Consider the following 25,695-nt stretch of genomic DNA (forward strand, 5'->3'; position numbering starts at 1 on the left):
TAATAATGGCAATAAATACATATTAACGTTTTATATAATAAGTTTGCTAAAATCAAATGAGAGTTTATATCATTTGATAGAAAAACAGAAATGAGGAGGCAGGGAAAATGCCTGAGCAACACACAAAAGGGGATACGAGCACGATTGTGCTAGAAAAAGAAAATGAGCATTTAACGCCTCAAGAATGCGATATTCTTGGCGAAATTGCAAATATATCATTTGGTTCAGCTTCGACTGTATTATCAACAATTTTAAATAGGCAAGTAAGCATTACTGCTCCTCGCATAGAGTTGGTAGATTTATATGATTCAAGAGATGTCGAAGTTCCACATGTTGTATTAAACATTCACTTTACAAAAGGATTAGATATGGAAAACCTTCTTGTCCTTAAGCAAGATGTTGCATTGTCTATTGCTGATTTAATGATGATGGGAACAGGCGAGGTGGAGGACGGAAAAGAACTTGGTGAATTAGAGCTAAGTGCTGTACAAGAAGCGATGAATCAAATGATGGGATTCGCAGCTACATCTATGTCGGAATTCTTCCAAGATACAGTAGATATGTCTCCGCCGACGATTAAAGTTGTAAAGTTATCAGAAGAAATGGAGAAAATCTCTGAAATCGATGGAAATCATACGATTGTTAAAGTGTCGTTTGATTTAAAGATAGATAATCTTGTAAACTCTAAACTTGTACAAATTGTTTCTGTTGAGCATGCGAAACAAATGGTAAATAAATTAATGCAATTATCTGGTGGAGTAGAAGAAAAAGACGAGACAGCAGAAGTAGTGGAAACTGAGATTGTAGAAGAAGTTGAAAAAGAGCATTTAACACAAGAAGAGAAAGATGTGCTTGGTGAAATTGCAAATATTTCAATTGGTTCCGCTTCAACAGTATTGTCAACGCTTTTAAATCAGCCAGTTACAATTAGTACACCAAATGTGGAAGCAATCAATGTTCGGCATTATGATGGAGTACCAGTACCATTTGTTATTTTAAATGTCGACTTTGTTGAAGGGCTAAAGAATGAGAATGTATTCGTATTTACAAAAGATGTCGCCTTAACAATGGTAGATTTAATGATGATGGGAACAGGGGAAGTTGATCCGGAAAAAGAGTTGACTGAATTAGAACTGAGCGGTATTAAAGAGATTATGAACCAAATGATGGGGCATGCTGCTACGGCGATGTCAGAAATGTTTCAAGAAAAAATGGACATGACGCCGCCAAATGTTAAATTTGTAACGTTAAAAGAAGAAATGGAGTATTTGGGAGAGTCAATGGAAGTGGACGAACTCGTTCAAATTACGTTCAATCTTGAAATTGGCGATCTGCTTCAATCGAAAATGTATCAAATTTTGCCAATTTATGAAGCGAAAGAAATGGTAAGGCGACTTCTGTATCCAATGGTGGAAGAAGAGATTGCAACAGAAGAAATTGAAGAAGAAAAAATTGTAGAACCAGTTGTGCAACCTATTGAATTTAAAGAAGTAAAACAAATGGAGCCAGTATATATGGACACGTCCATTCTACAAAATGTAGAAATGAACGTGAAATTTGTATTTGGAAGTACAGTGAAAACGATTCAAGATATATTAAGTTTACAAGAAAATGAAGCAGTTGTACTAGATGAAGATATTGATGAACCGATTCGTATTTATGTAAATGATGTATTAGTGGCGTATGGTGAACTTGTAAATGTAGATGGATTTTTCGGAGTAAAAGTGACGAAATCACTATAAGGCAATGAAATAGGAGTTTGAACTAGTAGATGAAAAACGTAAAGTTTTTTCTAATGAGTTGGCTATGCATACATGTGTGCTTGTTCTTCCCCTTGCAAAGTCAGGCTGAGGAACAAATTGAGCCAGATCAAAAAATAAATGAAGTGAATGTACAAGAAGAAAAGTCAGAGCAAGTGGAAACGAAACAAGATGAAGAGAAACAAAAAGAAGTAGAACAACAAGAAGTAGAACAACAAGAAGCAGAACAACAAGAAGTAGTAAATAAACAATTGGGTGAAAGAAAGATAGAAACGGAACAAGGAATTGTTACAGTAAATAAGCCGGAGCTTAAAGTTGGCGAAGAAGTGCGAATTGCTGTAGAACCAAATGGGAAAAACATTCAAAGCATGAAAGGTATATTGCAGTTACAAAAAAATGGCGAGCAATATGCGCAAGAAAGAATGCTATCTTTTGAGTATGATGAAGAAACGAAGAGCTGGGTTGCTAACTATAAAGCAGGGGATTTTGATTTGCAAGGTGATTGGAATCTTCAGCTCTTTCAAAGTTACAAAGAGAATGAGAAAGAAGACCTCATAAAAAATGAATTGAAAGTCCCGCTCATTCGTATTAAAAATGAAACGCCTACTATAGATAAAGAATTGCCAAAGTTACAGGAAGTTACTATTGATGAAGTAAAAGAAAACTTAGTTGAACGAAAACAGGGAGATTCTATACATATACGAGTAAAAGCGTCAGATATAGAATCGGCTGTAAAAGAAGTGCGCGTTACATTAAAAGGGAAAGAAAATAAAGAGCTTTCGTTTTTATTAGACTACAACAAGTATGATATGGATTGGCAAAAAATATTTGAAATAACAGAAGAATTGCCAGCTGGGCCATACGAATTACATGTAGAGATAATAGATGCAGCAGGTAATAAACTTGTTGAGGAAAGTGAATATACCATTTCTATTTTGGCGCCAAAAAACGAAGATGACAAAAAGATAGAAGAGAAAGAGAAAGAAGATAAATTAGATAATAAACTAGAAAATGAATTAGAAGATAAGAAAGAAAATGAGAAGCAAGAGGATTTGAAAGTCAAAAACCCGCTTCCAGAAGAAAAATTACCAGTTGTTCAAATTCCGAAGCAAGATGAGGAAGTAAATAAGTTTATAAAAGAACCGTTGAAAGAGAAAGAGGAATTTACTTACGTCATAAAAGAGCCGTTCGAAGACAACAAGGAAGTACATAAGGCGAAGGACCGAAAAGAGAAAAATAACAAACAAGTTGCCTCTAAAAAGAAAGAACAAAAAGAAGAATCAAAAGACAAGAAAGAAGAAAAAGGTGAACAGGGAGTACAAGCTTCGGATGTGTTTACTATCATGTCAGGTTTATTCGTACTGTTTTTAGTTTTAAAGAGTAATAAAGAATGGGGCTAATTATTTCATAGTAGTGGAGGCGCTTAAATGGAGATTAAACGTACGACAATTGAAGATAAGGCGTTACAACCATTAAAACAGCCTGCAGCTATTTCGGAGCATGAAATCCAGAAAGAACGAAAGCGTAGCAATTTAGTGTTTACTGGACAGTCTAAAATTATTTCGAAAAATAATGAAATAGGTATTTTACTTGCAAGTTTAAGTGATGGAAAGATTATGAAGGAAATGCTTTCTAAAGAGATGGATACAGTGTTACAACTTTTTAAAAAGCTACATACGTTATCTGGAGAAGGTAAGCAAACAGAAAAAATATTTGAACAAGTAATTAGAAGCCTACAAGGGCTTGTTAAGCAGGCGCATATAAAAGACCTTCCTTTGTTAGATGGAACATATGATTTCGCTGAAGTACAACTATCATTTGGTAGAAAAGTACATATTCCGTTACTAGATGTGAGCGCACTTATTTCTAGAGTGGAAAGTGATTCTTCAGAAGGAAATATAAATTTGATGGTAACGGTTATTACTGCTTATATAACGAAATTGTCTAACGAAACAATTTTAATTAGTGTTACAGACCGCATTGCTAAAGATCGGGATGTAAGTGTATGGAGAGCGCTTGCGGAAATTAACATGACACAATTATCACAGGCATTGAAACAAACGATGCAAGAACATAAATGGTCTATGACGTTTCTTTTTCTCTTCATATGGATTGTCGGTATTATTTTAATTCGAGTTATGTAAAAAGGTCGTCACTCCATTGTGACGACCTTTTTTATATTTTTTCGTAGAAGAATGTATCAAATCGCTGAAGATTGTAACGCTCGGGTGTTAAAATTTGTTCCGTACTACCAACAAATAGTACGCCGCCTTTTCGTAAAGAACGACTAAATTTTTCATAAAGTTTTACTCTTGCTTCTTCGGTAAAATAAATCATTACGTTGCGACAAATAATCAAATCATAATTTGTATCGAATGACTGCATTAAAAGGTCATGTTGTTTAAACGAGACGTTTTGTTTAATGTTTTGATGCAATGAATATAGATCATTCTCTTTTGTGAAATGACGTTCTTTCAAATCATTAGGTAATTCCTTTAACGAACGTTCTGTATATTGACCGCGTTTTGCAGTTTCTAAAATATGAAAATCAAGATCTGTTGCTTGAATTTCAAAACGAAATGGAGCTAGATGCTTTGATAAAATTAAAGAAAGTGTATACGGTTCTTCACCAGCAGCGCAAGCGGCACTCCATACCTTTAATTTTCCGCTATTTTGTTCGAGTAATTTAGGTAGTGCTTTCGACTCTAAAGTTTGCCATCGTTCTTTATTTCTAAAAAACTCTGAAACGTTAATTGTAATATAGTCAATAAAATTTAAAAATAAATTTTGATCAGCACGTAATTTGTTTAAAAAATTAGTGTAGTTTTCAAAGCCTTTTCTCGAAATGAAAGCATCGATTCTACGGCGCATTCTATCTTGCTTATACGAAGCGATATCCATATTGAATTGTTGTTTAAAACTCGCGATAAAATGATCATAATCTTGTTCAATTATCATATTTACAATGGGCACAATAATGATATTGTGCCGCCCCCTTTACATCATACGAATTTTTTGTTCAAAGCTTTTTTTCATTTGCTTTTCATGTAATCCTGGTAAATCATAAATGACAGCATCAATACCTGCTTCTTTTGCAACATCGACAGGGATGACAGATGTATGTTTGTCCCCATTATAAAAACAGAGAACTAAATCAGTGTCTTCAATAATTTGTTTAACAAAAAACATATAATCTGATCGGTAAATGGAGTCAGAAGGATGATCGAAAGCAACATATTCGGCTCCGTGTTTTTTTAAGTAATCAACGACTTCTTGAAATTCATCTGTTATTGCTTGCAATGGTTGCAGCGTGTAAAGGCATAAATTTTGAGCGAGTCTTTCATTCTCAACGAAAAAACGAAGAACCTCATTTTCAATAGATTTATAACATAATATGTAAATTTTATGTTTGTGAGCATAGTCAGTTAAAAATTTTTTAATTTCTTCTTGATCTAATGCTGTTAATTGATTTGAACCACAAAGGAAAATATTCATAGAATTGTGCCACCTCATGCTAAATTGTAACATATCTTTTATAAAAAATAACTGCAAAATATTACTGTTCAGAGTATAATTATAAATAACTGGATTTTACGATTAAGTTTAGGAAGAAATAAAAAAATAAATAGGTGATATATATGCTACGTTCTATCTCGCATAATCCAATTTTATCGCATATACCGCCTGCTACTCAAATGCCGAAAGAAGCAAATGTCAGGACAGGACTTGCATTTTCGGATAATTTGCATGCAGATCCGAAAAAAGATAAATTACTAGAACAAATGGAAGCGTTTGTCGATAATATTGGAGAAATTAAAGAAAAAATTGAAATGGAATTAACGCTTGATAATGTAATGGAATACAAAAATACAGTAAAATCATTTTTGAATTTTTACGTTGATAATGTATTGCAGTATAAAGATGTCATGTCTCGTCACCCACGTTATGGATATTCACAGAAAATGACGATTGTGAAACAGGCAGAAATGGGATTGAATGAATTAGAAGATGTTATGAATTTAATTAATACGAAAACAGGACATTTAGAAATGTTAAATCAAATTGGAGAAATCCATGGTTTAATTGTGAATTTAGTCTTGTAAAAGGAAGGAAGCTATATGTACATACAATTATATGAAAAGCTCGTTATTATACAAAAGGCGTATGAAAATATTCAAGCGCTTGGAGAGCAAATATATGAGAATTTAAAAAATAAAGATATAAATGCAGTTCAAAAGTTACAAGTAGAACAATTGCAGTACATTGATGGTTTAAAAGGACTATCTAGCTCATTCGAAGAAATGGTTGTTCAGTTTTGTAAAGAAAAGGATGTTGAAGCATCTCGTGTAAGTGCATTATTTTCGTATTTTTCTCAAGAAGAAATTGAAAAAATGGAAGAATTACAAAAAAACGTAACTGAATTAGAAGAGAATGTAAAAATGATTCTTTTGAAAAATCAATATTACTTAAACGTACTATTAAAAACTACAGAAAGTATTGTGGATTCTGTTTCTGAATATAATTTAGAGCGAAACAATAATTCGCAAATCTTTATGAATGAACTATTGTAAAGGAGAAGTGAAGCTTTATGAGATTATCTGATTATAATACACCGCTATCAGGGATGCTAGCGGCTCAAATGGGATTACAAACAACGAAACAAAACTTATCTAACATTCATACACCGGGTTATGTGCGTCAAATGGTGAATTACGGATCTGTTGGAGCAAGTAATGGTCATACGCCAGAACAGAGAATTGGTTACGGTGTACAAACGCTAGGTGTTGACCGTATTACTGATGAGGTAAAGACGAAGCAGTTTAATGATCAATTATCTCAGCTCTCTTACTATAACTATATGAATTCGACTTTATCACGTGTAGAGTCTATGGTTGGAACGACAGGAAAGAATTCATTATCTAGTTTAATGGACGGTTTCTTTAATGCCTTTCGTGAAGTGGCAAAAAATCCAGAACAACCAAACTACTACGATACATTAATTTCTGAAACTGGGAAGTTCACAAGTCAAGTAAATCGTCTTGCGAAAAACTTAGATACAGTGGAAGCGCAGACGGCAGAAGATATTGAAGCGCATGTTAATGAATTTAATCGTCTTGCTGCTAGTTTAGCAGAAGCGAATCATAAAATTGGACAAGCAGGTACACAAGTGCCGAATCAACTTTTAGACGAACGAGATCGCATCGTTACAGAGATGTCTAAGTATGCAAACATCGAAGTATCTTATGAATCTATGAATCCTAATATTGCGAGTGTTAGAATGAATGGTATTTTAACAGTAAATGGACAAGATACATATCCACTTCAATTAAATAAAGAAAAAGACCCAATGTCAGTTGAGATTTACGGTTCAGAAATCAATGTAACTAGCGGAGCGATAAAATCAGCGATTGACACGAAAGCGAAGATTGTTGATTATAAAAAAAATCTTGAAGACTTAATGAGTTCAGTGAAAAATCAAGTGAATACAGTGATGGGAAAAGATTTCTTCGTTGGAGATCATGCGAAAGATATGAAGTTAAATCCAGAATTTCAAAAAGATATTTCGAAAATGAAAATATCTGCTGAAACAGCAAATAAACTAGCAGCAATTACAGATGGAGACTATAAAGAAGGTCTTTCTTATAAAGCAGCATTAGACCAATTCATAGTTCGTGTAGCTTCTGATAAAAGTGCAGTGAATGCTTATCAAAAAATTCATGGGGACTTATTAGAAGGCATTCAGCAAGAAAAGATGAGCGTTGAAGGGGTAAATATGGAAGAGGAAATGGTAAATTTAATGGCCTTCCAAAAATATTTCGTGGCGAACTCTAAAGCTATTACTACGATGAATGAAGTGTTTGATAGTCTATTTTCGATTATTCGATAGGTGATAGTAATTGATTGAAAATATATAAGGAGGAGATAGAAATGAGAGTATCTACATTTCAAAATGCAAACTGGGCAAAGAATCAGTTAATGGATTTGAACGTGCAACAGCAATATCATCGAAATCAAGTAACTTCAGGGAAGAAAAATCTTCTTATGAGTGAAGACCCACTTGCGGCAAGTAAGTCATTTGCGATTCAACATTCATTGGCGAATATGGAGCAAATGCAAAAAGATATAGCGGATTCGAAAAATGTATTAACACAAACTGAAAATACTTTACAAGGTGTTTTGAAATCTCTAACGAGGACAGATCAATTAATGGTGCAGGCATTAAGTGAGCAAAATGGTGAAAAAGAATTGAAGGCCATTGGTGCAGAGATTGATCAAATTTTAAAACAAGTTGTATATTTAGCGAATACGAAAGAGCAAGGTCGTTATATTTTCGGTGGTGATAGTGCAGAAAAACTGCCATTTACAGAAGATGGTACGTATCAAGGTGGACAAAATGATGTGAACTGGCAACTAAATGACGGTTATGAAATAAAAGCATTTCGAAACGGAGAGGCATTATTATCTCCGGTTATAAAGACGTTAAAACAGATGAGTGAAGCGATGCAAAAAGGTGATCAAAAAGCGTTACAACCGTTATTAGGAGAAAACAAGAAAAACTTAGATGGCATCATTAACCGTACAACTGAAGTTGGTTCAACAATGAACACAATGGAGACGTTTAAAACAATTTTAAGCGAACAAAATTTAGCGCTTCAAGAAAACCGTAAAGAAATTGAAGATGTCGACTTAGCGGTAGCAATTTCCGACTTAGCATATATTAATGCAACATATGAAGCGACGTTAAAAGCTGTTAGTACGATGAGTAAAACGAGTATTTTAGATTATATGTAAAAAAGGAGTGGTAGTTAATGGCAGTTACATCAACAGGTATTGGTAATAGACAACAAATTTGGAATCTAGGCAATAATATAATAGATACTTCAAAGCTAGTAGAATTAGAATTACAAGCGTTGGATATGAAGAAAACTCCTTATAATAATGAAAAGGAACAACTTACACAAGAAAAATTATTATATGCAAGTTTGAAAAAGGAATTTAGTTCTCTAACACAAACAATGAAAGATTTATCTAGTTTTAAAGGGAATGAAAAAAAAGTAACACTCTCTCAAGAAGGATATATTAGTGTGACAGCAGATGCTTCAGCAATTGCAGGAACCTTTAATATTGAAGTCAAAGAATTGGCTCAACGCCATCAAATTTCAAGTGAAAAGATAGCGGATTTAGATGCTAAAATTGATATGGAAGAAACAATAAAGATTAACAATCAGGATATTGTAATTACAAAGGATACTACATACCGTCAATTAATAAATAAAATTAATAGTGGAAATTATGGAGTTTCGGCATATTCTCTTGGAAATAAGATATTCTTTTCTTCTTCAAAAATGGGCGAAAAGGGAGCTATTAAGTTAGAAGATAGCGGTCAATTTTTAGAAAAGATGGGATTTGTAAAAACAGATGGTACACTTAATGAAATAGAAAAGGCTAAAAATTCAACATATGTAATTAATGGGGTTGAAGAGCATGGAGAGTCAAATACAATAGAAACTCTTCCAGGTGTTAAAATTCAACTAGATAAATCTGAGGTAGGAAAGAGCGTTAAATTTACAGTAGAAGATTCAAATGTAAAAGAAGCGAATGAACTTATAAAAAAAATGGTAAGCAATTATAATCAAGCGGTATCTACAGTAGAATTATTTGGTGGGAAAAATGGAGCGCTTCAAGGCCAAAATATTATGGGTGATATTAGAAGGATTATGAATAATATTGTAACATACTCACAAGATGGAAATTATTTGTTTTCGTATGGTATTCAGGTGACAAAAGAGGGTACATTACAAGTTGATGAAGCAAAATTAACAAACGCTTTGAAAGAAAACCCGGATGCGGCAAAACAATTCTTTTTTAGTGCAGATGGTCTTGGAAAACAAATAGATACACAATTTAATAAGATATTCGGTGACGTGGGAATCATAGGAGAAAGAATAAAAATTATAGATGACCGTGTGGGGAAACTAGATCGTAAAATCAATGATATTGACATTCAAAATAAGCAAAAACAAGATGATATTGTAAAGAAATATCAAAAATTAGAAAGTACATTAGCGGCGCTTGATAGTCAGCTAAAAACAATTAAAGCAATGACAAAACAAAAAAGTGATGATTAATGAAATCTAAGGAAGTGATCGTATGCAAGCATGGCAACGTTATATGCAAAATGATATTATGACGAGTAATCCGATTAAAAATACAATTTTTATTTATGAAAGATGTATTGTAGAGTTTCGTAATTTAGAAGAACTTTTACATACTTTTAACTTACAAGAAGGAGATGCGCTTCTTGAAAAGTTAGAACGTATTTTTGAAGAATTAAAACTTCAATTAAACCCTGAAATTACAAAAGATTTATATGATAGTTTATATGGCTTATACGATTGGATTAGCATTCAAATTCAAACGATGAAAGTGACTCGTGAGGCAAAAGACATGGATGCAATTGTGAAAGTATTACAAGATTTAATAGATGGTTACCGCGGAGCACTTGAAAATGAACAATGATATTTATCGGACGTTTGTCGGCTGTTTTAATGAAATCGGTGAATTGCAAGTGTCAGATGGAGAGTTTGCTGAGAAGAGTGAAATGTTAAATCGCTGGATGATGACATTGGATGAAGAAACACGTGCACAAGTTGCAGCAGAAGTAAGCCCATTCATTATTAAGGCAGCTCAGCATATTCGAGATAAGCAAAAGATTTTGGAAGAAATGATAATGGAAAATGATGGGCGGATGAAAGCTAATTCATTTTACGGTAAATATTAATGATAGAGTTTGGAAACGGATTCCCCTTTTAAAAGGGGATCCATTCCTTTGTTTAAATAAAGAATTCCGCTGATTGAGGTTTCACTTTATGACTGTAATAAAAAAGTAGTAATCTAAATAATATAAAAATGAACTTAGTTTGTAGTTCATATGTTGAAATGTTTCATGAATTACTGCGTGTATACAGTTTTTTCGTATTCTTTTTTATATTTTTATATTTTTCTAAAGACAACAATGGAAAAATGGAATAAAATATGTAAGGGTACATAATAGTTAATATTTTAATAAATACATATAAGAAAATAAATAATGAAGTGAAACTTCCATCAGTGGATCATTAAGTTAGAAAAGGAAGGGTGTGGAATATGCCAGATTTAGTGAGTGATGTAAGCCATTATATGAATTATTTAGTAACGAAACGAAATACGGTTTCTAGTAATATTGCAAATGCGAATACACCTGGCTATAAAGCACAAGATGTAACATTTGCTGAGCAGATGAATAAAAGTAGTGCATTATATAAAAACAATGCGGCTGATTTAAAGAGCAATCCAGATTTATATCAAACGAATGAAATGCACTTGCCGACAGTAAATATGAAAAATACATATGCAAAGATTCAAACAAAATCAATGCAAACGAATAAAGACGGAAATAGTGTGGATGTAACGACAGAAATGCTAGATTTAATGAAAGCAAATCAGTTATACGGTATTTCAATTAACGCGATTAATACACAATATGCAATTAACCAAGCGGCACGCGGACGTTAAGTAGAAGGAGAGACAACGGATGTTTCAGGCAATTAATGCAAGTGGCTCAGGGCTAACGACAGCGAGAAAGTGGATGGAAGTTACTTCTAACAATATTGTAAATGCGAATACGACGGCGGCTCCGGGGGCAGATTTATATGAGCGTCGTAGTGTGGTGCTAGAATCAAACAATAGTTTTGCAAGTATGTTAGATGGTGCTCCTACTAATGGAGTAAAAATAAAAAGTATTGAAGCAGACAAAACGGAAAATTTAGTGTATGATCCGACGCATCCGCACGCAAATGAAGAAGGATATGTACGTTATCCAAATATTGATGTAACTGCTGAAATGACGAATGTAATGGTTGCTCAAAAAATGTATGAAGCGAATACGAGTGTATTAAATGCAAATAAAAAAATGCTTGATAAAGATTTAGAAATCGGCCGAGGATAAGGGGGAAGATAGTAATATGAAAATCCAACCAATGTTACATACACAACCATTTGGAGCAATTCAGTCAATTGGTGCACCGAAAACTTCTCAAACATCTGTAGTTGAGGGGAAAAAGTTTATTGATTTATTGGAAGATATGAATCAAACGCAAAACAATGCACAAACAGCAGTATATGATTTACTAACTAAAGGGGTAGGAGAAACACATGACGTTTTAATTCAGCAAAAGAAAGCTGAGTCTCAAATGAAAACAGCTGCTCTCGTACGTGATAATCTTATTGAAAATTATAAGTCACTAATTAATATGCAAATTTAGGAAAGTGGACGGGTGTGTTTAAATGGAAAAGATGAAAAATGTTATCCAATCGTTAAAAACGTGGCATAAGTTAGTAATTGGTGCTGCGCTTTTAGCGATTGTAACAGGAGCACTTTTATACTTCACCTTGCCAGATAAATATGTTGTTGTATATCAAAATTTAAATGATACAGATAAACAAGAGATTACAGCAGAATTATCGAAGTTAGGTGTCGATTATCAATTAGCGGCCGATGGTTCGATTCGTGTGCAAAAGAATGATGCTCCATGGGTTCGAAAAGAAATGAATGGGATGGGCTTACCGTTTAATTCTAAAAGCGGTGAGGAAATTTTATTAGAAAGCTCGCTCGGTTCAAGTGAGCAAGATAAAAAAATGAAACAAATTGTCGGTACGAAGAAGCAATTGGAGCAAGATATTGTAAGAAACTTTGCGACAGTTGAAACGGCAAATGTTCAAATTACATTGCCTGAAAAAGAGACGATTTTTGATGAAGAAAAAGCAAAAGGAACAGCGGCGATTACGGTTGGAGTGAAGCGTGGCCAATTGTTAACAGCTGATCAAGTTGCAGGTATACAGCAAATGATAAGTGCAGCAGTTCCTGGTGTGAAGGCAGAAGAAGTAAGTGTTATTGATAGTAAAAAAGGTGTTATCTCAAAAGGAGCAGATGAAGCGCATTCTAGTAGTTCCTCTTCTTATGAGAAAGAAGTAGAGATGCAGCATCAACTTGAAGGTAAATTAAAGCAAGATATTGATGCAACATTAATGACGATGTTTAAACCGAATGAATATAAAGTGAATACGAAAGTATCTGTAAACTACGATGAAGTTACACGTCAGTCAGAAAAGTATGGTGATAAAGGTGTACTTCGTAGTAAACAAGAGCAAGAGGAAAGCTCTACTGCGCAAGAAGGGACAGATACGAAGCAAAGTGCTGGTATTACAGCAAACGGTGAAGTGCCGAACTACGGTACGAACAATAATCAAAATGGTAAAGTTGTTTATAATAATAAAAATGGTAATAAAATAGAAAACTATGAAATAGATAAAACAGTTGAAACAATTAAGAAACACCCAGAATTAACGAAAACAAATGTTGTTGTATGGGTAGATAATGATACGCTAGTAAAACGTAGAATGGATATGACAACTTTTAAAGAAGCAATCGGAACAGCGGCAGGACTTCAAGCTGATCCGAACGGTAACTTTATAAATGGTCAAGTTAACGTTGTAACTGTTCAGTTCGATCAGCCGAAAGTCGAAAAAGAGAAAGAGCCAGAAAAAAGTGGCATGAACTGGTGGTTATTCGGTGGAATTACAGCTGGCTTATTAGCGATCGGTGGTCTAGTATGGTTCTTATTAGCAAGACGTAAGAGAAAGAAAGAAGAAGAAGAGGAATATGAAGAATACTTAGCAGAAGATGAAATTGCTGCAAGTAATGAAAGTATCTTGGAAATTCCTGAAGAAAAAATAGTGCCAGAGCCAAAACCTGAACCAGAAGAACCGAAAGAACCAACGTTAGATGAACAAGTGCAGGATGCTACGAAAGAACATGTAGAAGGTACTGCAAAAGTAATTAAAAAATGGCTAAACGGACAGTAAGGGAGGAACAACGATGTTAGATGAAATCTCCTCCAAAGAAAAAGCTGCCATCCTTATTCGTACATTAGAAGAAGGGGTGGCAGCAAAAGTCATTGAATATATGACAGCTGAGGAAAAAGAAGTATTACTTCGTGAAATCGCGAAGTTTCGTGTATATAAACCAGAAACGTTAGAAAATGTACTAGGAGAGTTCTTATATGAACTAAATGTAAAAGAATTGAACTTAGTCACTCCAGATAAAGAATACATTCGTCGCATATTTAAAAACATGCCAGAAGACGAACTGGAAAAATTATTGGAAGACCTTTGGTATAACAAAGATAATCCATTTGAATTCTTAAATTCACTTACAGATTTAGAGCCACTTCTTACAGTGCTTAATGATGAATCACCACAAACAATTGCAATTATCGCTTCTTATATTAAACCGCAGCTTGCGTCTCAATTAATTGAGAGATTGCCAGATCATAAACGAGTAGAGACGGTAATGGGTATTGCGAAGTTAGAACAAGTTGATGGTGAATTAATTAATCAAATTGGTGAGTTGTTAAAATCGAAATTAAATAATATGGCATTCAGTGCAATTAATAAAACTGATGGCTTGAAAACGATCGTAAACATTTTAAATAACGTTTCACGAGGTGTTGAAAAAACAGTCTTTCAAAAGCTGGATGAAGTCGATTATGAGTTATCTGAGAAAATTAAAGAAAATATGTTTGTCTTTGAAGACTTACTTGGTCTTGAAGCTCTTGCGCTTCGCCGTGTATTAGAAGAAATTACAGATAACGGTGTTCTTGCGAAAGCACTTAAAATTGCAAAAGAAGAAATTAAAGAGAAACTATTTACATGTATGTCTTCAAACCGTAAAGAGATGATTCTAGAAGAATTAGATGGCTTAGGACCGCTTAAGATGACGGATGCTGAAAAAGCGCAGCAAACGATCACTGGTACAGTGAAAAAGCTAGAGAAAGAAGGAAGAATTATCGTTCAAAGAGGTGAAGAGGATGTCCTTATTTAAAAACAGAATTCCGAAGAATTCTGTTTCTTTTTCTGAAGAAACGTATGAATTACAATTTCCAAAACCAGCTTCAGTCCAAATAGAAGAGGAAGAATTACAAGCTGATCATGCAGAACTTCGCGCCCAGCAAGAATCATTACATATGGAAATGAATCAGCTAAGGCAAGAGCAGCAAATGCTAGAAAGAGAGCGGCAGCAGTTATTACAAGATAAAGAACAATTTCAAATGCATATTCATGAACAAATGGAACAGATGGAAGCAGCGCGTGTGCAGTTTCAAAAAGAACAACAAGAAACAGCATACGAATGGACAGAGTTATTATGGGATCAATCTTTTCATCTAGCAGAAAAAATCGTGAATCAAGCGGTAGATTCACGATTGCTTGATGTGTTACCTATTTTAACTGGCATCGTGCAAACATTGCCAACTTCGTTTGAAAAATTAATCATTACAGTACATCCAGAAACGTTTGAACGTATTCAAGAAGAGAAGGAAAATACGAAAGAATATTGGTTGCTACAATTAGTAGAATGGAAATATGATTTCTCCCTGCAGTTTGGTGAATTTGTTCTGGAAGAAGAGAAAGAGTTCTTTGAATTTAAATTTGCACCTATATTTGCGAAACTTCGTCAGAAATGGGAAGAAGAGAAGCTATTTGAGGAGCAAAATGTATGAGCCGTCTGTTAATGAATGAGAACGAAAAATGGAATAAGTTCATTGAAACACCACTGTATACGAAAGTAGGCAAAGTTCATAGTGTACAAGAACAGTTTTTCGTAGCAAAAGGGCCGAAAGCGAAGATTGGAGATGTTTGCTTCGTTGGAGAACATAAGGTCTTATGTGAAGTGATTGCTATTGAAAAAGAAAATAATATGCTACTTCCATTTGAACAGACAGAAAAAGTATGTTATGGAGATTCAGTGATTTTAATTTCAGAAGATGTTGTTGTACCACGTGGTAATCACTTACTCGGAAAAGTGTTAAGTGCAAATGGTGAAGTATTAAATGAGGACGCTGAAAACATTCCATTACAGAAAATAAAACTAGATGCACCGCCTATACATGCATTTGAACGTGAAGAGATTACTGATGTATTTGAAACAGGAATAAAATCAATTGATTCTATGCTAACAATTGGTATCGGTCAAAAGATTGGTATTTTTGCTGGATCAGGTGTTGGTAAATCTACTTTACTTGGAATGATAGCAAAAAACGCAAAAGCTGATATAAACGTTATTAGTTTAGTAGGAGAACGTGGCCGGGAAGTAAAAGACTTTATTCGAAAAGAATTAGGCGACGAAGGTATGAGAAAAAGCGTCGTTGTTGTAGCGACGTCAGATGAAAGTCATCTTATGCAACTTCGTGCAGCGAAACTCGCAACGTCTATTGCTGAATACTTCCGTGATCAAGGCAATAACGTATTACTTATGATGGACTCTGTTACTCGTTTTGCCGATGCACGAAGAAGTGTTGATATTGCTGTTAAAGAGTTACCGATTGGTGGTAAAACACTGCTAATGGAAAGTTATATGAAGAAGCTGTTAGAGCGGTCCGGGAAAACACAAAAGGGATCTATAACAGGTATTTATACGGTGCTTGTTGATGGGGACGATTTAAATGGTCCTGTACCAGATTTAGCACGTGGTATTTTAGATGGACATATTGTATTAAAGCGTGAGCTTGCAACGCTTAGTCATTATCCTGCAATTTCAGTATTAGATTCAGTAAGTAGGATTATGGAAGAAATTGTTTCGCCACATCATTGGCAACTTGCAAATGAAATGAGAAAAATTTTATCAATTTATAAAGAAAATGAATTGTATTTTAAGTTAGGAACGATTCAAGAAAATGAAGAAAATGCTTATATTTTTGAATGTAAAAATAAAGTAGAAGGTATAAATACGTTTTTAAAGCAAGGTCGATCGGATAGTTTCCAATTTGATGATATCGTTGAAGCGATACACCATATAGTATAAGGCCTCTGCCCAAGAGGTCTTATTTTTTTGTTTTTTAATATTTCACAGATTTTTTTGGAAAAAAACTATATAATAGAAAAAGAGAACGTTATAATAGGAAGGGGCTATGAAAACAGGTGGATAAACAGCAGTACGACACAATAAAATTGCAAATAAATCAAGAAAAAGAACATATTTTAAAAGAAGTGTATGAATTAACAGCTGAAAAAAGAAAAATAGAACAAAAAAAAGAATATGATTTATATGTTGTGAAATCGCGTAGTAAAGTCGTACAAACTGGGCAACGTATTATGGCTGGCATGCTTTCTTCACATACGTTTTCACCTGAAAGAATAGAAGAATGGAATCGAAAAATTAAAAAAACGGAAGGTTTTATTCAAAAAAATGAAAGCCTTTTAGAGCAAGTAAAAGAAAAAGAACGTGTCATTGATGAGATGTATCAAGAAAATTGCAAAAAGCTTGCGAAAGCACAAGAAAAGCTGGAAGAAAAAATGCTTCTGGATTTGAAAATGTGTATGAATGGATGAGGTGAATGTAGTGATACAGTCTGTATTACCGGTGCAACAAAGTTTACCTCCGCAAAAAGACAAAGGGCTAGAAATACAATCAAAAAATGAAGATTCTTCATTCGATCGTACGATGAGAATGGAAAATAAAAAACAGCCGAAAACGGAGAAAACGAAACGAGAAGAAGCACCAACAGAAGAGAAAAAAGATTATATTCTTTCTAAAAAATCGGTAACGAAAGAAGAGCCTATTGTAAAGAAAGAAGAAAAAAAAGAGACAGAACAGTTGTTATTAGCTGTATCTGAGCAAATGGTTGCAATTGAGCAATTACATGTGCAGCCGGAATTGTTATATCAATACATACAAAAAATACAAGAGCTATATCAAGAATATGGCAATATTAAACTTAATGAATTACCTGCAGCTGAATTACAACAATTACAAGAACTTCTTTCAAATATGAATATCAAAAATGCTATATGTTTAGAAGATACAATGCAAATGGTATTAGACAAAATGAAGATGCCGGAGCAAACGATGCAAGCATTGAAGGTTGTAGAAACAGAAACTTGTAATATCGCAAAGAAACAAGAAGAGTTTAAAGACGTAGATCTTCCGAAAGGTGAGAGCGATGATGCAAAGGTAGAGTTGCCAGAGGTTGATGCATTAAATGATTCGAGCTCTACAGGTGCAGAGTTATTAAATAAAACGACGAGTACCGAACACATAGGGAAATCAAATAGTGGTGCTGAGAAAGTTTCATTACCTGACTTAGGAAAGAAAATGGAAGCGCAAGTAGAAGCGCTGCAAAAATTTGTAGTGAAACAAGAACGTGTTTTATTCCAGTTAAATCCAGAAAAACTTGGTACATTAACAGTATTTATGAAAAAACACGGAGATCAAATTGACGTTCACGTAGAAATGGAAAAACACGATGCGAAAAAACGTGTTGAAATCATTTTTGATGAATTGAAATTAAAGTTAAAAGAAAAAGAAATAAACATTCAAATTAGCTATTCAGATAAAGATGAAAATCGTAAAGAACAGCGAGAACAAGAGCAAAGGCAAAAACAGAAATTAGCAAATACAAATCATGAAAAACAACAATCAACAGAATTTGCGGGATTATTGGAGGAATAAAGCGTGCCAACAGTTGGATTAAATACAACGAGTACAAATCATATTCCGTTACAAACAGGAGCGCAAAAAAGTAATGTACCTGTTAATGGTGTACAATCGCCAGTGCAACAAAGTAATGGAGTTTCTGCAGGAGCGCAAAAGACTCCTGGGGTAATGGGGAAAGATGATTTCCTGAAATTGTTTTTATCAAGTTTTCAACATCAAGATCCATTTAATGCGATGGATATGAATCAAATGATGAATCAGACAGCACAGTTATCTCTTATGGAACAAGTACAGAATATGACGAAAGCAGTAGATAAGCTGCAATCAACGATGTATTCAACAGCACTTGATGGTGGAATGAAGTTTTTAGGTAAATACGTAAGAGGTGTTGACGGCGACGGAAACAAAGTAACCGGTCAAGTAGAAACGGTTCGCCTTGCGGAAAATAACGATGTACAGCTCGTTATTAATAATAAAGTTGTATCTCTTCGTTTCGTTGAGAGAGTGTCTGATAAACCGATTGGGGAAACGAACCCAGAAGACGCAAAGAAAGACGATCAAAAAGTAACTGAAGAAGTAAAAACTACAAATTCATAAGGAGTGTCCATACGTTATGATTAAAGCGTTATATACAAGTATTACAGGAATGAATGCAACACAAAATGCATTAAGTGTAACTTCAAATAATATTGCCAATGCACAAACAGTAGGTTATAAAAAACAAAAAGCAATGTTTGATGATTTACTATATAACAATTCGATTGGTGCAAAAGGTGACGGTAAATATGCAGGAACGAATCCGAAAAGTATTGGTAACGGTGTAAAAATGAGTGGTACGGTTACGGATTATAGTGATGGTACAATTACGTTAACAGGTGGCAAAACACAAGCAGCAATGGAAGGTAATGGTTTCTTCGTTGTAGGTGATTCAAAAGGCGGAAATATGGAATTTACTCGTAAAGGTACGTTTGGGATATCTTCAGATTACTATATTACGAATACTGAAGGTCAATACGTGTTTGCATACCCTGCGAATGAGGCAACTGGTGAGGTTGATTTATCTGGAATTCCAGGACCGTTGCAAATTCCAATGGGAACAGCAATTGGTGGTATTCGAACATCGAAAGGGACAATTAAAGGGAATATTCCAACTGGTGAAAAACAAATTACACAAGATTTACCTGTATATGATAATGCAGGGAATACATGGACAATGCGTGTAGAGTTTAAACAAACGAGTGAACATAATTATACATATAAAGTACAAATGCGCAATGACTCGAAAAAAGAAACAGAGTTTAAAGATGTTCAAGGTGCAGGTGGTAATATGACATTTGATGCTGTTGGAAATCCAAATCCGAAAGAGCAAGGAGCCAATATTCCGTTTGATGGAGGCTCTATAAAATTAGACTTAAGTCATTTAACAAATCATCCAACAGATAAAACATTATCAGTAACAGACGTAGATGGTAGAGCAGCAGCGACGGTTAAAGATTGCTTCATTGCTGACGGTGGATATGTAATGGTAAAATATTCTGATGGAAGTATGAAATCAGCTGGTCAATTAGCTGTTGCGATGTTCCCGAACGAAGGTGGACTAATGAAAACAGGTAATGGTAACTATACAGCGACGAATACAACAGGTATTTTAGCACTTGGTGCATCTGGTCAAAATGGTGCAGGTAAAGTACGCGGTGGTGCACAAGAAGGTGCCAATGTGGATTTATCTGTAGAATTCGTTGACTTAATGTTATACCAACGCGGATTCCAAGGAAATGCGAAAGTAATTAAAGTTTCAGATGAAGTATTAAATGAAGTTGTAAACTTAATTCGATAATATATCGTAATGAAAAAATGTAATGGAGTAGAAAGGGTTTTTTATTCGTATGACAAGACAAGAGCGAATTTTACAATTGCCTTTTTTCGAAAATAAACGTGAACTTGCCGAGCAAGTATTAAAAATAGAACGAGAAGAGCATGTATATTTACCAGATCAATTTGAAATTAAGCAAGTGCCTCCGTATTCATTTGGCGAAAAACAAGCAATCATTGGCCGTATCCATGAGTTTTATTTCATAAGTGTTGGTAGCGATAGCGTTTGGAAGTATCAGCTGTTTAAGGATGAGATGAAGTGTCGTGAGTTTTTTGTTATGTTGCCAAATATTACGGATCAGCAGATAGCGTTTTGGTTTAATAACATAGAGTTATTGAAAAGTTCTTAAAAAGATCTTAAAAGCTCTTTTTAGGGTTGACGAGAGGACCCAGCGTTGTTTTGGAGCGGTTAGTGCCTAATAGGACCTCGACTGGTGTGTAAGGACAGAGGTATGGAGAGTTACTAGAGTAGTATAAGAAGAGGTAAGCAAAGTTTAGTGTGGATAAACATTTATGGTCCAGAAGAGCTCCTAGTTGTAAGAATAGAGCTATGGAGGCATACTGAGATGGATGGGGATGAGATAATCATTTCATAGTAGGCCAGTGTGCCTTCTGGATAGTATGTGACGATAGATTTTTATAAAAGGAGAGGTGAGGAGGATGGCGCAAAATAAGTATCGCGTTACATTCATTTCGCCGAGTGAGGTTGAGCAGCGGACTGTAATGGCGGCGAATAGTTTGCCAGATTTAATCCGTAAAGTAGAGAGTATTATTGCCGATCCAAACGGTTATTTTGTGAATGATAAAAAAAATAATTGTTATTTTAAAGTGATTAAAGAAAATGTTACGTTTATTCAATATGAGTTACTATTTTCTGATAAGGAGATTCATATTGAAAAATTAAAACATATAGCACCGGTGGTATTAAAACGATTATTCGAAAAAATAAATGACCCGGAATTATATGCACTTGCGCTACTTGATGTTGATATAGCAACGAAAGAATATGTGCTAGCAGAAATGAATTCTGAGCTGAGAATAAGAGTAGAGACGGAGCTTTCGAAAAAATGGGAAGCAATGCCGACAGAAATTGTAGGAGCGCAAGAAGTGTTATTAGAAGCACTTGCTTCGTTTATACAAGATTAATTTTTTTTTAATAAAATGAATCGATCAACTATCTATATTTTTATATAGGTAGTTGACTTTTTCGCTTTTATAAAGCTTAATAATTAGATATACGGAATTAATGGAAGGGGAGCGACACCTTTATGTCACAAGCACAAAGTATTTTATTAGAAAGCGGAACAAATGAATTAGAGATTGTTACGTATACTGTTGGTGAAAACCTATTTAGTATTAATGTTATGAAAGTACGTGAAATCATTAATCCATTCCCTGTTACAACTGTGCCAGAATCTCATCATGCAGTTGAAGGTGTTGTTCAAGTACGTGGTGAAATTTTACCTGTTATTAACTTGGCAATGGCTCTTAATTTAAAGTCAACAAAGCCACTTGATCAAACGAAATTTATCATCTCAGAATTAAACCAAATGAAAGTTATTTTCCGCGTTGATGAAGTGCATCGTATTCAACGTATTTCGTGGGAACAAATTGATGAACCAGCTTCATTATCTATGGGACTAGAAGAAACGACATCTGGTATTGTAAAACTAGATGGCAAAATCATTTTACTATTAGATTATGAAAAAATTGTATGTGAAATTAGCGGCACTGGTTATGACAATAAATCAATTGCAGGGTTAGAACAAAAAACAGATCGAGCTGAAAAAGTAATTTATATTGCAGAAGATTCAGCGATGCTACGCCAAATATTAGAAGAAACATTATCATCAGCTGGATATACGAAAATGAACTTCTTCAGCAATGGTGCAGAAGCGTTAGCGCAAATTGAAAAATTAGCGAAAGAGCAAGGCGAGAAAATGTTTGAACATATTCACTTGCTAATTACGGATATTGAAATGCCAAAAATGGATGGACATCATTTAACGAAAGTGGTTAAGGATAGTGAAGTAATGAATCGTTTACCAGTCATTATTTTCTCTTCATTAATTACAAATGAATTATTCCATAAAGGTGAAGCTGTAGGAGCAAATGCCCAAGTAAGTAAGCCAGATATTCAAGAGCTAATTGGTTTAGTTGATAAGTTAGTGCTTTAAAAGCTTCTATTTAGCCAGAATAGAAGCTCTAGCTAAGTGTTGAGCGGTCAGTGCTTAATAGAGCCCTATGCGATGTTGAGACCAGAGATATGGAGTGGTTATAGGTAAGTAGAAGAGCTGGCGTATAACATTTTTCTATTTAGTAGGAATAGGGGAACTACTTATGTAAGTAAGTTTTTAGTGATTAATAGAGTCTCATGCGATGTGAGTTCAGAGGTATGAAGTTTAGGTAAGAAGAAGTGAGACTTTGATTGAGGATCTGAAGACTAGATTTATAACTCTATTCTGTTAGAGAGGGGAAGGAATTAGCCATGTGTAGCATTGGCTAGTTCCTTTTTGGTATTCTATACTCTAACCTGGCAGAAAAATGAAAGGTTTCTAAGATGTTTGGCGCTGTATGTATGAAAAAATCTTCAAATGAAGATTTTTGATTTGAAAATATAAGCAAACGTATTTTCGAGGGTTATTTTAGTAACATTTCGTGGTAACGCAAATTTTTTCGGTGAAAAAACATTCAAAATACCATATAATATAATTAAATGTAATTAATATGCAATTTTACATATTAATAAAAAACATTTTCCAAATTTTTATACTTTCTATACATTTTTGTATGTTTATTATTTGACAGATAATTTCGAACTGTTATAATATGGATATGTAAAAATTGCTATTTTCTTAAAAGACATGGGAGTCAGATGAGAATTGTGAAAGGATGAGGGGGAGTGGCACAGATTATGTATCACCACACAGCAATTAATGTATTAGGTCTTTTACAAAACATGTCAAATAATAAAATGAACGATATGCAACTAGAGGTGGAATTTAAAAAAATAGAAAAAGAATTCCAAGTAAAGTATGAAGAATTAGTTGATTTATATAATAGAATGGTATTATTTCAAATAGATATAGAAAAAAATGGCGGGATGCGAGCATATGAAAAATCAGCAATTACATGGCTGAAGTCTGAACTAGAGCTACTGTATGAAGTGTATCAATTTTGTCAACGTCACGGTTTAAACATTTTAAATATTTCAAAATACGTAAGTAAAAATGAACTAAATCTTTTTCCAAAAACAGAAAGTCAATTGCAAAATACGTATTATAAATTAAAAAAACGTGAAATATCGTTTGAAAATATTGAAAAACAAAAACCAGGACGAAAGCGAAAATATATACCAGTAAAAGAGACAATCGTTGCAAGAAAACAAGAAAACGAGTACGAATTAAAAGAAGAAATCCAGCATAAAGAGGATGAAAAAAATCTTGTAACAGTTATATCTGGTATTGTTGATAACTTTGAAACAATTAATCAATGTAGTGAAAGGAAAGAAGACGAACTACATCAGTTTATGGAAGGTATTTATAAGCTTTCTAGCATGGCAGCAGGGCGTTCTAGAGAGGCGAAGAATACACGTAGCTTAGAAGGTGAATTGCAGTCGTTACAACTAGAAAATGAAAGGTTAAAACGAGAAAAAGAAGAGCTTGTGCAAGATATTAAAGGCATGACGCAGCTTTTAATTCATTTCATTACAAGTTCTGATATTGATCAAATTCGTAAATTACCAACTTTCGTACAAGATTGTAAAATGGAATTACATAAACTAGGGCTATATAATGCACAAGACGGAAAAATGAAAATAATGGTTGACCGTAGCGGACAAGTTATGACGGTAACACAGTAATAAAATTTGGGTACAAAACAAAAGGGAGATACATAGTTTATATGTATTTCCCTTTTGTTTTGTGTGGAATCGTTCCGTAAAAGGAAAAGGTGTTTTATAAAAATATGTTTAGTGTAACTCGAATTAATAATTTGAATTTTAAATAACGATAAAGAAATAAGAAAAGAGTATGTTCTTCATAATCTAAAAAACATGTATCCTAAAGTTATCATTCATAACAATCCATATAAAGATTCTTCTACGTCTACAAATCTAGAGCGATTATCGGAACTGTTTAACAGGATTAAAGAAAAGGAAGGATTATGTGTATCCGGCTTTTTCTTTTTTATGAGGCTATTTAAATAGTTTTAAAGATTATAATTTAGTGCAAATTTAATTGAAAGTTTAAGCTTTTAAAAATCGCTCATCTCTTGCACCATATTCGCATTTTTATTTGGAAAGTCACATTTGAAAAGTCTACATGGTGGTTATTTAAATTTCTGCTGTCGAAGCTATTCAAATGATATTTAATTTTCAATATTTATTAGTAGATTGTGTTACTTTCGTTAAATATTTCATGTCACTCATTCTATATTACGTAATATTAAGAGATATAACAAGTTTTAAAAAAATTCACTAGCATATTTTTAAAAAAAGTACGATAATATAATCTGTTAATATAAAAATATCCTTTAATAGGGATATTAAATTATAAGGAATAAAATAATAGAAAAATAATCTTTGGGAGGATTATGAGAATGAAAAGTAAAAATTCGAAGTTTTTAGCAAGCGTTTGTGTAAGTTCAGCATTACTAGTCTCAGCTACATATCCATCAATTACTGCTGTTGCAGCTGAGGTTACATCAGCAAAAACAGCAGCACTTTCGGTAGAAAAGGCGAATATTATAAATAATAAAAAAGGTGAAACTGACACAATTACAGTGTCAGAATTGAAAAAAGGCGACATTGTGAGAGTGTACGAAGCATCTAAAGGTGGAGAAGCGATTGCGACATCAGAAGCAGTAGCAGAAGGTAAAGTAGAAGTTACAATTACAAAAAAAGATTTACTAAAAGCAACAGGTGGCACAGTGTACGTAAGTGTACAAAGTGAAAGTGAATTAGAAAGTACACGTACAGCGATGAAATATGAATCGGAAGTAACAGTGGCACCAGCGGTGGATACAGTAAAAGTAGCGAACAATAAAGCTGGAGATGCGGATACAATTACAGTGAGTGAGTTGGCTCCAGGAGATATTGTAAAAATATATGATGCATCAACAGGAGGAAACTTGAAAGCAACTTCAGCTGCTGTGGCCGAGGGCAAAAAAGAAGCAACAATCACAGGAAAAGATTTACTAGTATCAACAGGTGGCACCGTATACGTAACAGTAACGAAACCGAATAAAGATGAGAGTAAGAGAGTCACAGTGAAGTATGAAGCGGAGCCAACAACAGTGGCACCGGCAGTAGAAAAAATCACAGTGTCAAATAATAAAGTTGGAAATGCAGATGCAATTACAGTGTCAAAATTGAAAAAAGGTGACATTGTCCGTGTATATGAAGCATCAAAAGGTGGAGCAGCCATCGCGGCCTCAGAAGCAGTAGCGGAAGGAAAAACAGAAGCAACAATTTTAGGGAAAGACCTTTTAAAAGTAACAGGTGGCACAGTATATGTAAGTGTACAAAGTGAG

Annotated in this window: 27 protein-coding genes and 1 pseudogene; 26 read left to right on the plus strand and 2 right to left on the minus strand. The window is 34.0% G+C overall.

The features are described 5' to 3' along the window. The first annotated feature begins 107 nt into the window (after positions 1 to 107). The 3 genes from ASE54_RS01715 to ASE54_RS01725 are packed head-to-tail and all read left to right on the plus strand — an operon-like array spanning position 108 to position 3,904. Positions 108 to 1,742 carry a flagellar motor switch protein gene (locus tag ASE54_RS01715; protein ID WP_001115008.1) on the plus strand — a complete coding sequence of 545 codons (1,635 nt, stop codon included), beginning with the start codon at positions 108 to 110 and terminating at the stop codon, positions 1,740 to 1,742. A 29-nt stretch (positions 1,743 to 1,771) separates the two neighbouring features. Then, on the plus strand, positions 1,772 to 3,160 hold the full coding sequence (locus ASE54_RS01720; RefSeq protein ID WP_000800060.1) for a hypothetical protein: 1,389 nt from the start codon (positions 1,772 to 1,774) through the stop codon (positions 3,158 to 3,160). Between the two features lie 27 nt (positions 3,161 to 3,187). Next, entirely contained in the window at positions 3,188 to 3,904 is a 717-nt protein-coding gene (locus tag ASE54_RS01725; protein WP_000403948.1) for a hypothetical protein, read from the plus strand. A gap of 31 nt (positions 3,905 to 3,935) precedes the next feature. On the opposite strand, the gene cheR is transcribed toward ASE54_RS01725, so the two are convergent. Both cheR and ASE54_RS01735 read right to left on the minus strand, forming a co-directional pair. Continuing rightward, positions 3,936 to 4,718 (minus strand): protein-glutamate O-methyltransferase CheR, encoded by a 783-nt coding sequence (gene cheR, locus ASE54_RS01730; RefSeq protein ID WP_000582876.1) that lies wholly within the window; start codon positions 4,716 to 4,718, stop codon positions 3,936 to 3,938. Between the two features lie 39 nt (positions 4,719 to 4,757). Beyond that, complete coding sequence (locus tag ASE54_RS01735) at positions 4,758 to 5,255, minus strand: flagellar motor switch protein FliG (RefSeq protein ID WP_001020110.1); 498 nt, start codon at positions 5,253 to 5,255, stop codon at positions 4,758 to 4,760. Positions 5,256 to 5,398: 143 nt separating this feature from the next. On the opposite strand from ASE54_RS01735, the gene ASE54_RS01740 reads away from it, so the two are divergent. From ASE54_RS01740 to ASE54_RS36665, 23 genes and pseudogenes are all read left to right on the plus strand, one after another. Continuing rightward, entirely contained in the window at positions 5,399 to 5,863 is a 465-nt protein-coding gene (locus tag ASE54_RS01740) for a YaaR family protein (protein ID WP_000946323.1), read from the plus strand. Positions 5,864 to 5,878: 15 nt separating this feature from the next. Then, a complete protein-coding gene (gene flgN, locus ASE54_RS01745) occupies positions 5,879 to 6,331 on the plus strand; it encodes a flagellar export chaperone FlgN (RefSeq protein ID WP_000275875.1) in 453 nt (150 codons plus the stop codon). Positions 6,332 to 6,348: 17 nt separating this feature from the next. Further along, the gene (flgK, locus tag ASE54_RS01750) at positions 6,349 to 7,647 is read left to right on the plus strand and encodes a flagellar hook-associated protein FlgK (protein ID WP_001239708.1); all 1,299 of its coding nucleotides are present in this window, start codon (positions 6,349 to 6,351) and stop codon (positions 7,645 to 7,647) included. 41 nt (positions 7,648 to 7,688) lie between these two features. Next, on the plus strand, positions 7,689 to 8,552 hold the full coding sequence (locus ASE54_RS01755) for a flagellar hook-associated protein 3 (protein WP_001266418.1): 864 nt from the start codon (positions 7,689 to 7,691) through the stop codon (positions 8,550 to 8,552). A gap of 17 nt (positions 8,553 to 8,569) precedes the next feature. After that, on the plus strand, positions 8,570 to 9,889 hold the full coding sequence (locus ASE54_RS01760; protein ID WP_000301747.1) for a flagellar hook-associated protein 2: 1,320 nt from the start codon (positions 8,570 to 8,572) through the stop codon (positions 9,887 to 9,889). 22 nt (positions 9,890 to 9,911) lie between these two features. Further along, positions 9,912 to 10,280: a flagellar protein FliS gene (locus ASE54_RS01765; protein WP_001149524.1), complete on the plus strand. Its 369-nt coding sequence runs from the start codon at positions 9,912 to 9,914 to the stop codon at positions 10,278 to 10,280. Next, the gene (locus ASE54_RS01770; protein ID WP_001058079.1) at positions 10,270 to 10,542 is read left to right on the plus strand and encodes a hypothetical protein; all 273 of its coding nucleotides are present in this window, start codon (positions 10,270 to 10,272) and stop codon (positions 10,540 to 10,542) included. Before ASE54_RS01765 ends, ASE54_RS01770 begins: the two co-directional genes overlap by 11 nt. Before the next feature lie 365 nt (positions 10,543 to 10,907). Further along, positions 10,908 to 11,315, plus strand: coding sequence for a flagellar basal body rod protein FlgB (flgB, locus tag ASE54_RS01775; protein ID WP_001113106.1), 408 nt, complete (start codon positions 10,908 to 10,910; stop codon positions 11,313 to 11,315). A gap of 19 nt (positions 11,316 to 11,334) precedes the next feature. Beyond that, positions 11,335 to 11,748, plus strand: a complete 414-nt coding sequence (gene flgC / locus ASE54_RS01780) for a flagellar basal body rod protein FlgC (protein ID WP_000484680.1) — start codon at positions 11,335 to 11,337, stop codon at positions 11,746 to 11,748. Between the two features lie 16 nt (positions 11,749 to 11,764). Next, complete coding sequence (gene fliE, locus ASE54_RS01785) at positions 11,765 to 12,064, plus strand: flagellar hook-basal body complex protein FliE (protein ID WP_000701672.1); 300 nt, start codon at positions 11,765 to 11,767, stop codon at positions 12,062 to 12,064. Between the two features lie 22 nt (positions 12,065 to 12,086). Then, positions 12,087 to 13,664, plus strand: coding sequence for a flagellar M-ring protein FliF C-terminal domain-containing protein (locus tag ASE54_RS01790; protein ID WP_000413954.1), 1,578 nt, complete (start codon positions 12,087 to 12,089; stop codon positions 13,662 to 13,664). Between the two features lie 13 nt (positions 13,665 to 13,677). Continuing rightward, entirely contained in the window at positions 13,678 to 14,682 is a 1,005-nt protein-coding gene (fliG, locus tag ASE54_RS01795; RefSeq protein WP_000883363.1) for a flagellar motor switch protein FliG, read from the plus strand. After that, positions 14,669 to 15,358, plus strand: coding sequence for a FliH/SctL family protein (locus ASE54_RS01800; RefSeq protein WP_000051697.1), 690 nt, complete (start codon positions 14,669 to 14,671; stop codon positions 15,356 to 15,358). The genes fliG and ASE54_RS01800 overlap by 14 nt, the downstream gene beginning before the upstream one ends. Beyond that, complete coding sequence (locus ASE54_RS01805; RefSeq protein WP_000088683.1) at positions 15,355 to 16,659, plus strand: flagellar protein export ATPase FliI; 1,305 nt, start codon at positions 15,355 to 15,357, stop codon at positions 16,657 to 16,659. The genes ASE54_RS01800 and ASE54_RS01805 overlap by 4 nt, the downstream gene beginning before the upstream one ends. Positions 16,660 to 16,775: 116 nt before the next feature. Next, complete coding sequence (locus ASE54_RS01810) at positions 16,776 to 17,186, plus strand: hypothetical protein (RefSeq protein ID WP_000360860.1); 411 nt, start codon at positions 16,776 to 16,778, stop codon at positions 17,184 to 17,186. Positions 17,187 to 17,196: 10 nt separating this feature from the next. Then, positions 17,197 to 18,306, plus strand: a complete 1,110-nt coding sequence (locus ASE54_RS01815) for a flagellar hook-length control protein FliK (protein ID WP_000616444.1) — start codon at positions 17,197 to 17,199, stop codon at positions 18,304 to 18,306. Positions 18,307 to 18,309: 3 nt separating this feature from the next. Then, positions 18,310 to 18,888 carry a flagellar hook assembly protein FlgD gene (locus ASE54_RS01820; protein ID WP_001143485.1) on the plus strand — a complete coding sequence of 193 codons (579 nt, stop codon included), beginning with the start codon at positions 18,310 to 18,312 and terminating at the stop codon, positions 18,886 to 18,888. Between the two features lie 16 nt (positions 18,889 to 18,904). After that, a complete protein-coding gene (locus tag ASE54_RS01825; protein WP_000588324.1) occupies positions 18,905 to 20,128 on the plus strand; it encodes a flagellar hook protein FlgE in 1,224 nt (407 codons plus the stop codon). A 49-nt stretch (positions 20,129 to 20,177) separates the two neighbouring features. Continuing rightward, positions 20,178 to 20,513, plus strand: a complete 336-nt coding sequence (locus ASE54_RS01830) for a DUF3964 family protein (protein ID WP_000198167.1) — start codon at positions 20,178 to 20,180, stop codon at positions 20,511 to 20,513. A 310-nt stretch (positions 20,514 to 20,823) separates the two neighbouring features. Further along, positions 20,824 to 21,309 (plus strand): hypothetical protein, encoded by a 486-nt coding sequence (locus ASE54_RS01835; protein WP_000068301.1) that lies wholly within the window; start codon positions 20,824 to 20,826, stop codon positions 21,307 to 21,309. A gap of 122 nt (positions 21,310 to 21,431) precedes the next feature. Beyond that, positions 21,432 to 22,340 carry a chemotaxis protein gene (locus tag ASE54_RS01840; protein ID WP_000075943.1) on the plus strand — a complete coding sequence of 303 codons (909 nt, stop codon included), beginning with the start codon at positions 21,432 to 21,434 and terminating at the stop codon, positions 22,338 to 22,340. A 737-nt stretch (positions 22,341 to 23,077) separates the two neighbouring features. Further along, positions 23,078 to 24,025: a DNA-binding domain-containing protein gene (locus ASE54_RS01845; protein WP_000274691.1), complete on the plus strand. Its 948-nt coding sequence runs from the start codon at positions 23,078 to 23,080 to the stop codon at positions 24,023 to 24,025. 737 nt (positions 24,026 to 24,762) lie between these two features. After that, positions 24,763 to 25,695: pseudogene (locus ASE54_RS36665) on the plus strand (hypothetical protein); the annotation flags it as partial.

Source organism: Bacillus sp. Root131, from assembly GCF_001429475.1.
GTDB lineage: Bacteria > Bacillota > Bacilli > Bacillales > Bacillaceae_G > Bacillus_A > Bacillus_A thuringiensis_S.

Coding starts and splice junctions, on each gene's coding strand:
- ASE54_RS01715 (WP_001115008.1), top strand. CDS start 108: ATGCCTGAGCAACACACAAAAGGGGATACGAGCACGATTGTGCTAGAA.
- ASE54_RS01720 (WP_000800060.1), top strand. CDS start 1,772: ATGAAAAACGTAAAGTTTTTTCTAATGAGTTGGCTATGCATACATGTG.
- ASE54_RS01725 (WP_000403948.1), top strand. CDS start 3,188: ATGGAGATTAAACGTACGACAATTGAAGATAAGGCGTTACAACCATTA.
- cheR (WP_000582876.1), bottom strand. CDS start 4,718: ATGATAATTGAACAAGATTATGATCATTTTATCGCGAGTTTTAAACAA.
- ASE54_RS01735 (WP_001020110.1), bottom strand. CDS start 5,255: ATGAATATTTTCCTTTGTGGTTCAAATCAATTAACAGCATTAGATCAA.
- ASE54_RS01740 (WP_000946323.1), top strand. CDS start 5,399: ATGCTACGTTCTATCTCGCATAATCCAATTTTATCGCATATACCGCCT.
- flgN (WP_000275875.1), top strand. CDS start 5,879: ATGTACATACAATTATATGAAAAGCTCGTTATTATACAAAAGGCGTAT.
- flgK (WP_001239708.1), top strand. CDS start 6,349: ATGAGATTATCTGATTATAATACACCGCTATCAGGGATGCTAGCGGCT.
- ASE54_RS01755 (WP_001266418.1), top strand. CDS start 7,689: ATGAGAGTATCTACATTTCAAAATGCAAACTGGGCAAAGAATCAGTTA.
- ASE54_RS01760 (WP_000301747.1), top strand. CDS start 8,570: ATGGCAGTTACATCAACAGGTATTGGTAATAGACAACAAATTTGGAAT.
- ASE54_RS01765 (WP_001149524.1), top strand. CDS start 9,912: ATGCAAGCATGGCAACGTTATATGCAAAATGATATTATGACGAGTAAT.
- ASE54_RS01770 (WP_001058079.1), top strand. CDS start 10,270: ATGAACAATGATATTTATCGGACGTTTGTCGGCTGTTTTAATGAAATC.
- flgB (WP_001113106.1), top strand. CDS start 10,908: ATGCCAGATTTAGTGAGTGATGTAAGCCATTATATGAATTATTTAGTA.
- flgC (WP_000484680.1), top strand. CDS start 11,335: ATGTTTCAGGCAATTAATGCAAGTGGCTCAGGGCTAACGACAGCGAGA.
- fliE (WP_000701672.1), top strand. CDS start 11,765: ATGAAAATCCAACCAATGTTACATACACAACCATTTGGAGCAATTCAG.
- ASE54_RS01790 (WP_000413954.1), top strand. CDS start 12,087: ATGGAAAAGATGAAAAATGTTATCCAATCGTTAAAAACGTGGCATAAG.
- fliG (WP_000883363.1), top strand. CDS start 13,678: ATGTTAGATGAAATCTCCTCCAAAGAAAAAGCTGCCATCCTTATTCGT.
- ASE54_RS01800 (WP_000051697.1), top strand. CDS start 14,669: ATGTCCTTATTTAAAAACAGAATTCCGAAGAATTCTGTTTCTTTTTCT.
- ASE54_RS01805 (WP_000088683.1), top strand. CDS start 15,355: ATGAGCCGTCTGTTAATGAATGAGAACGAAAAATGGAATAAGTTCATT.
- ASE54_RS01825 (WP_000588324.1), top strand. CDS start 18,905: ATGATTAAAGCGTTATATACAAGTATTACAGGAATGAATGCAACACAA.
- ASE54_RS01830 (WP_000198167.1), top strand. CDS start 20,178: ATGACAAGACAAGAGCGAATTTTACAATTGCCTTTTTTCGAAAATAAA.
- ASE54_RS01835 (WP_000068301.1), top strand. CDS start 20,824: ATGGCGCAAAATAAGTATCGCGTTACATTCATTTCGCCGAGTGAGGTT.
- ASE54_RS01840 (WP_000075943.1), top strand. CDS start 21,432: ATGTCACAAGCACAAAGTATTTTATTAGAAAGCGGAACAAATGAATTA.
- ASE54_RS01845 (WP_000274691.1), top strand. CDS start 23,078: ATGTATCACCACACAGCAATTAATGTATTAGGTCTTTTACAAAACATG.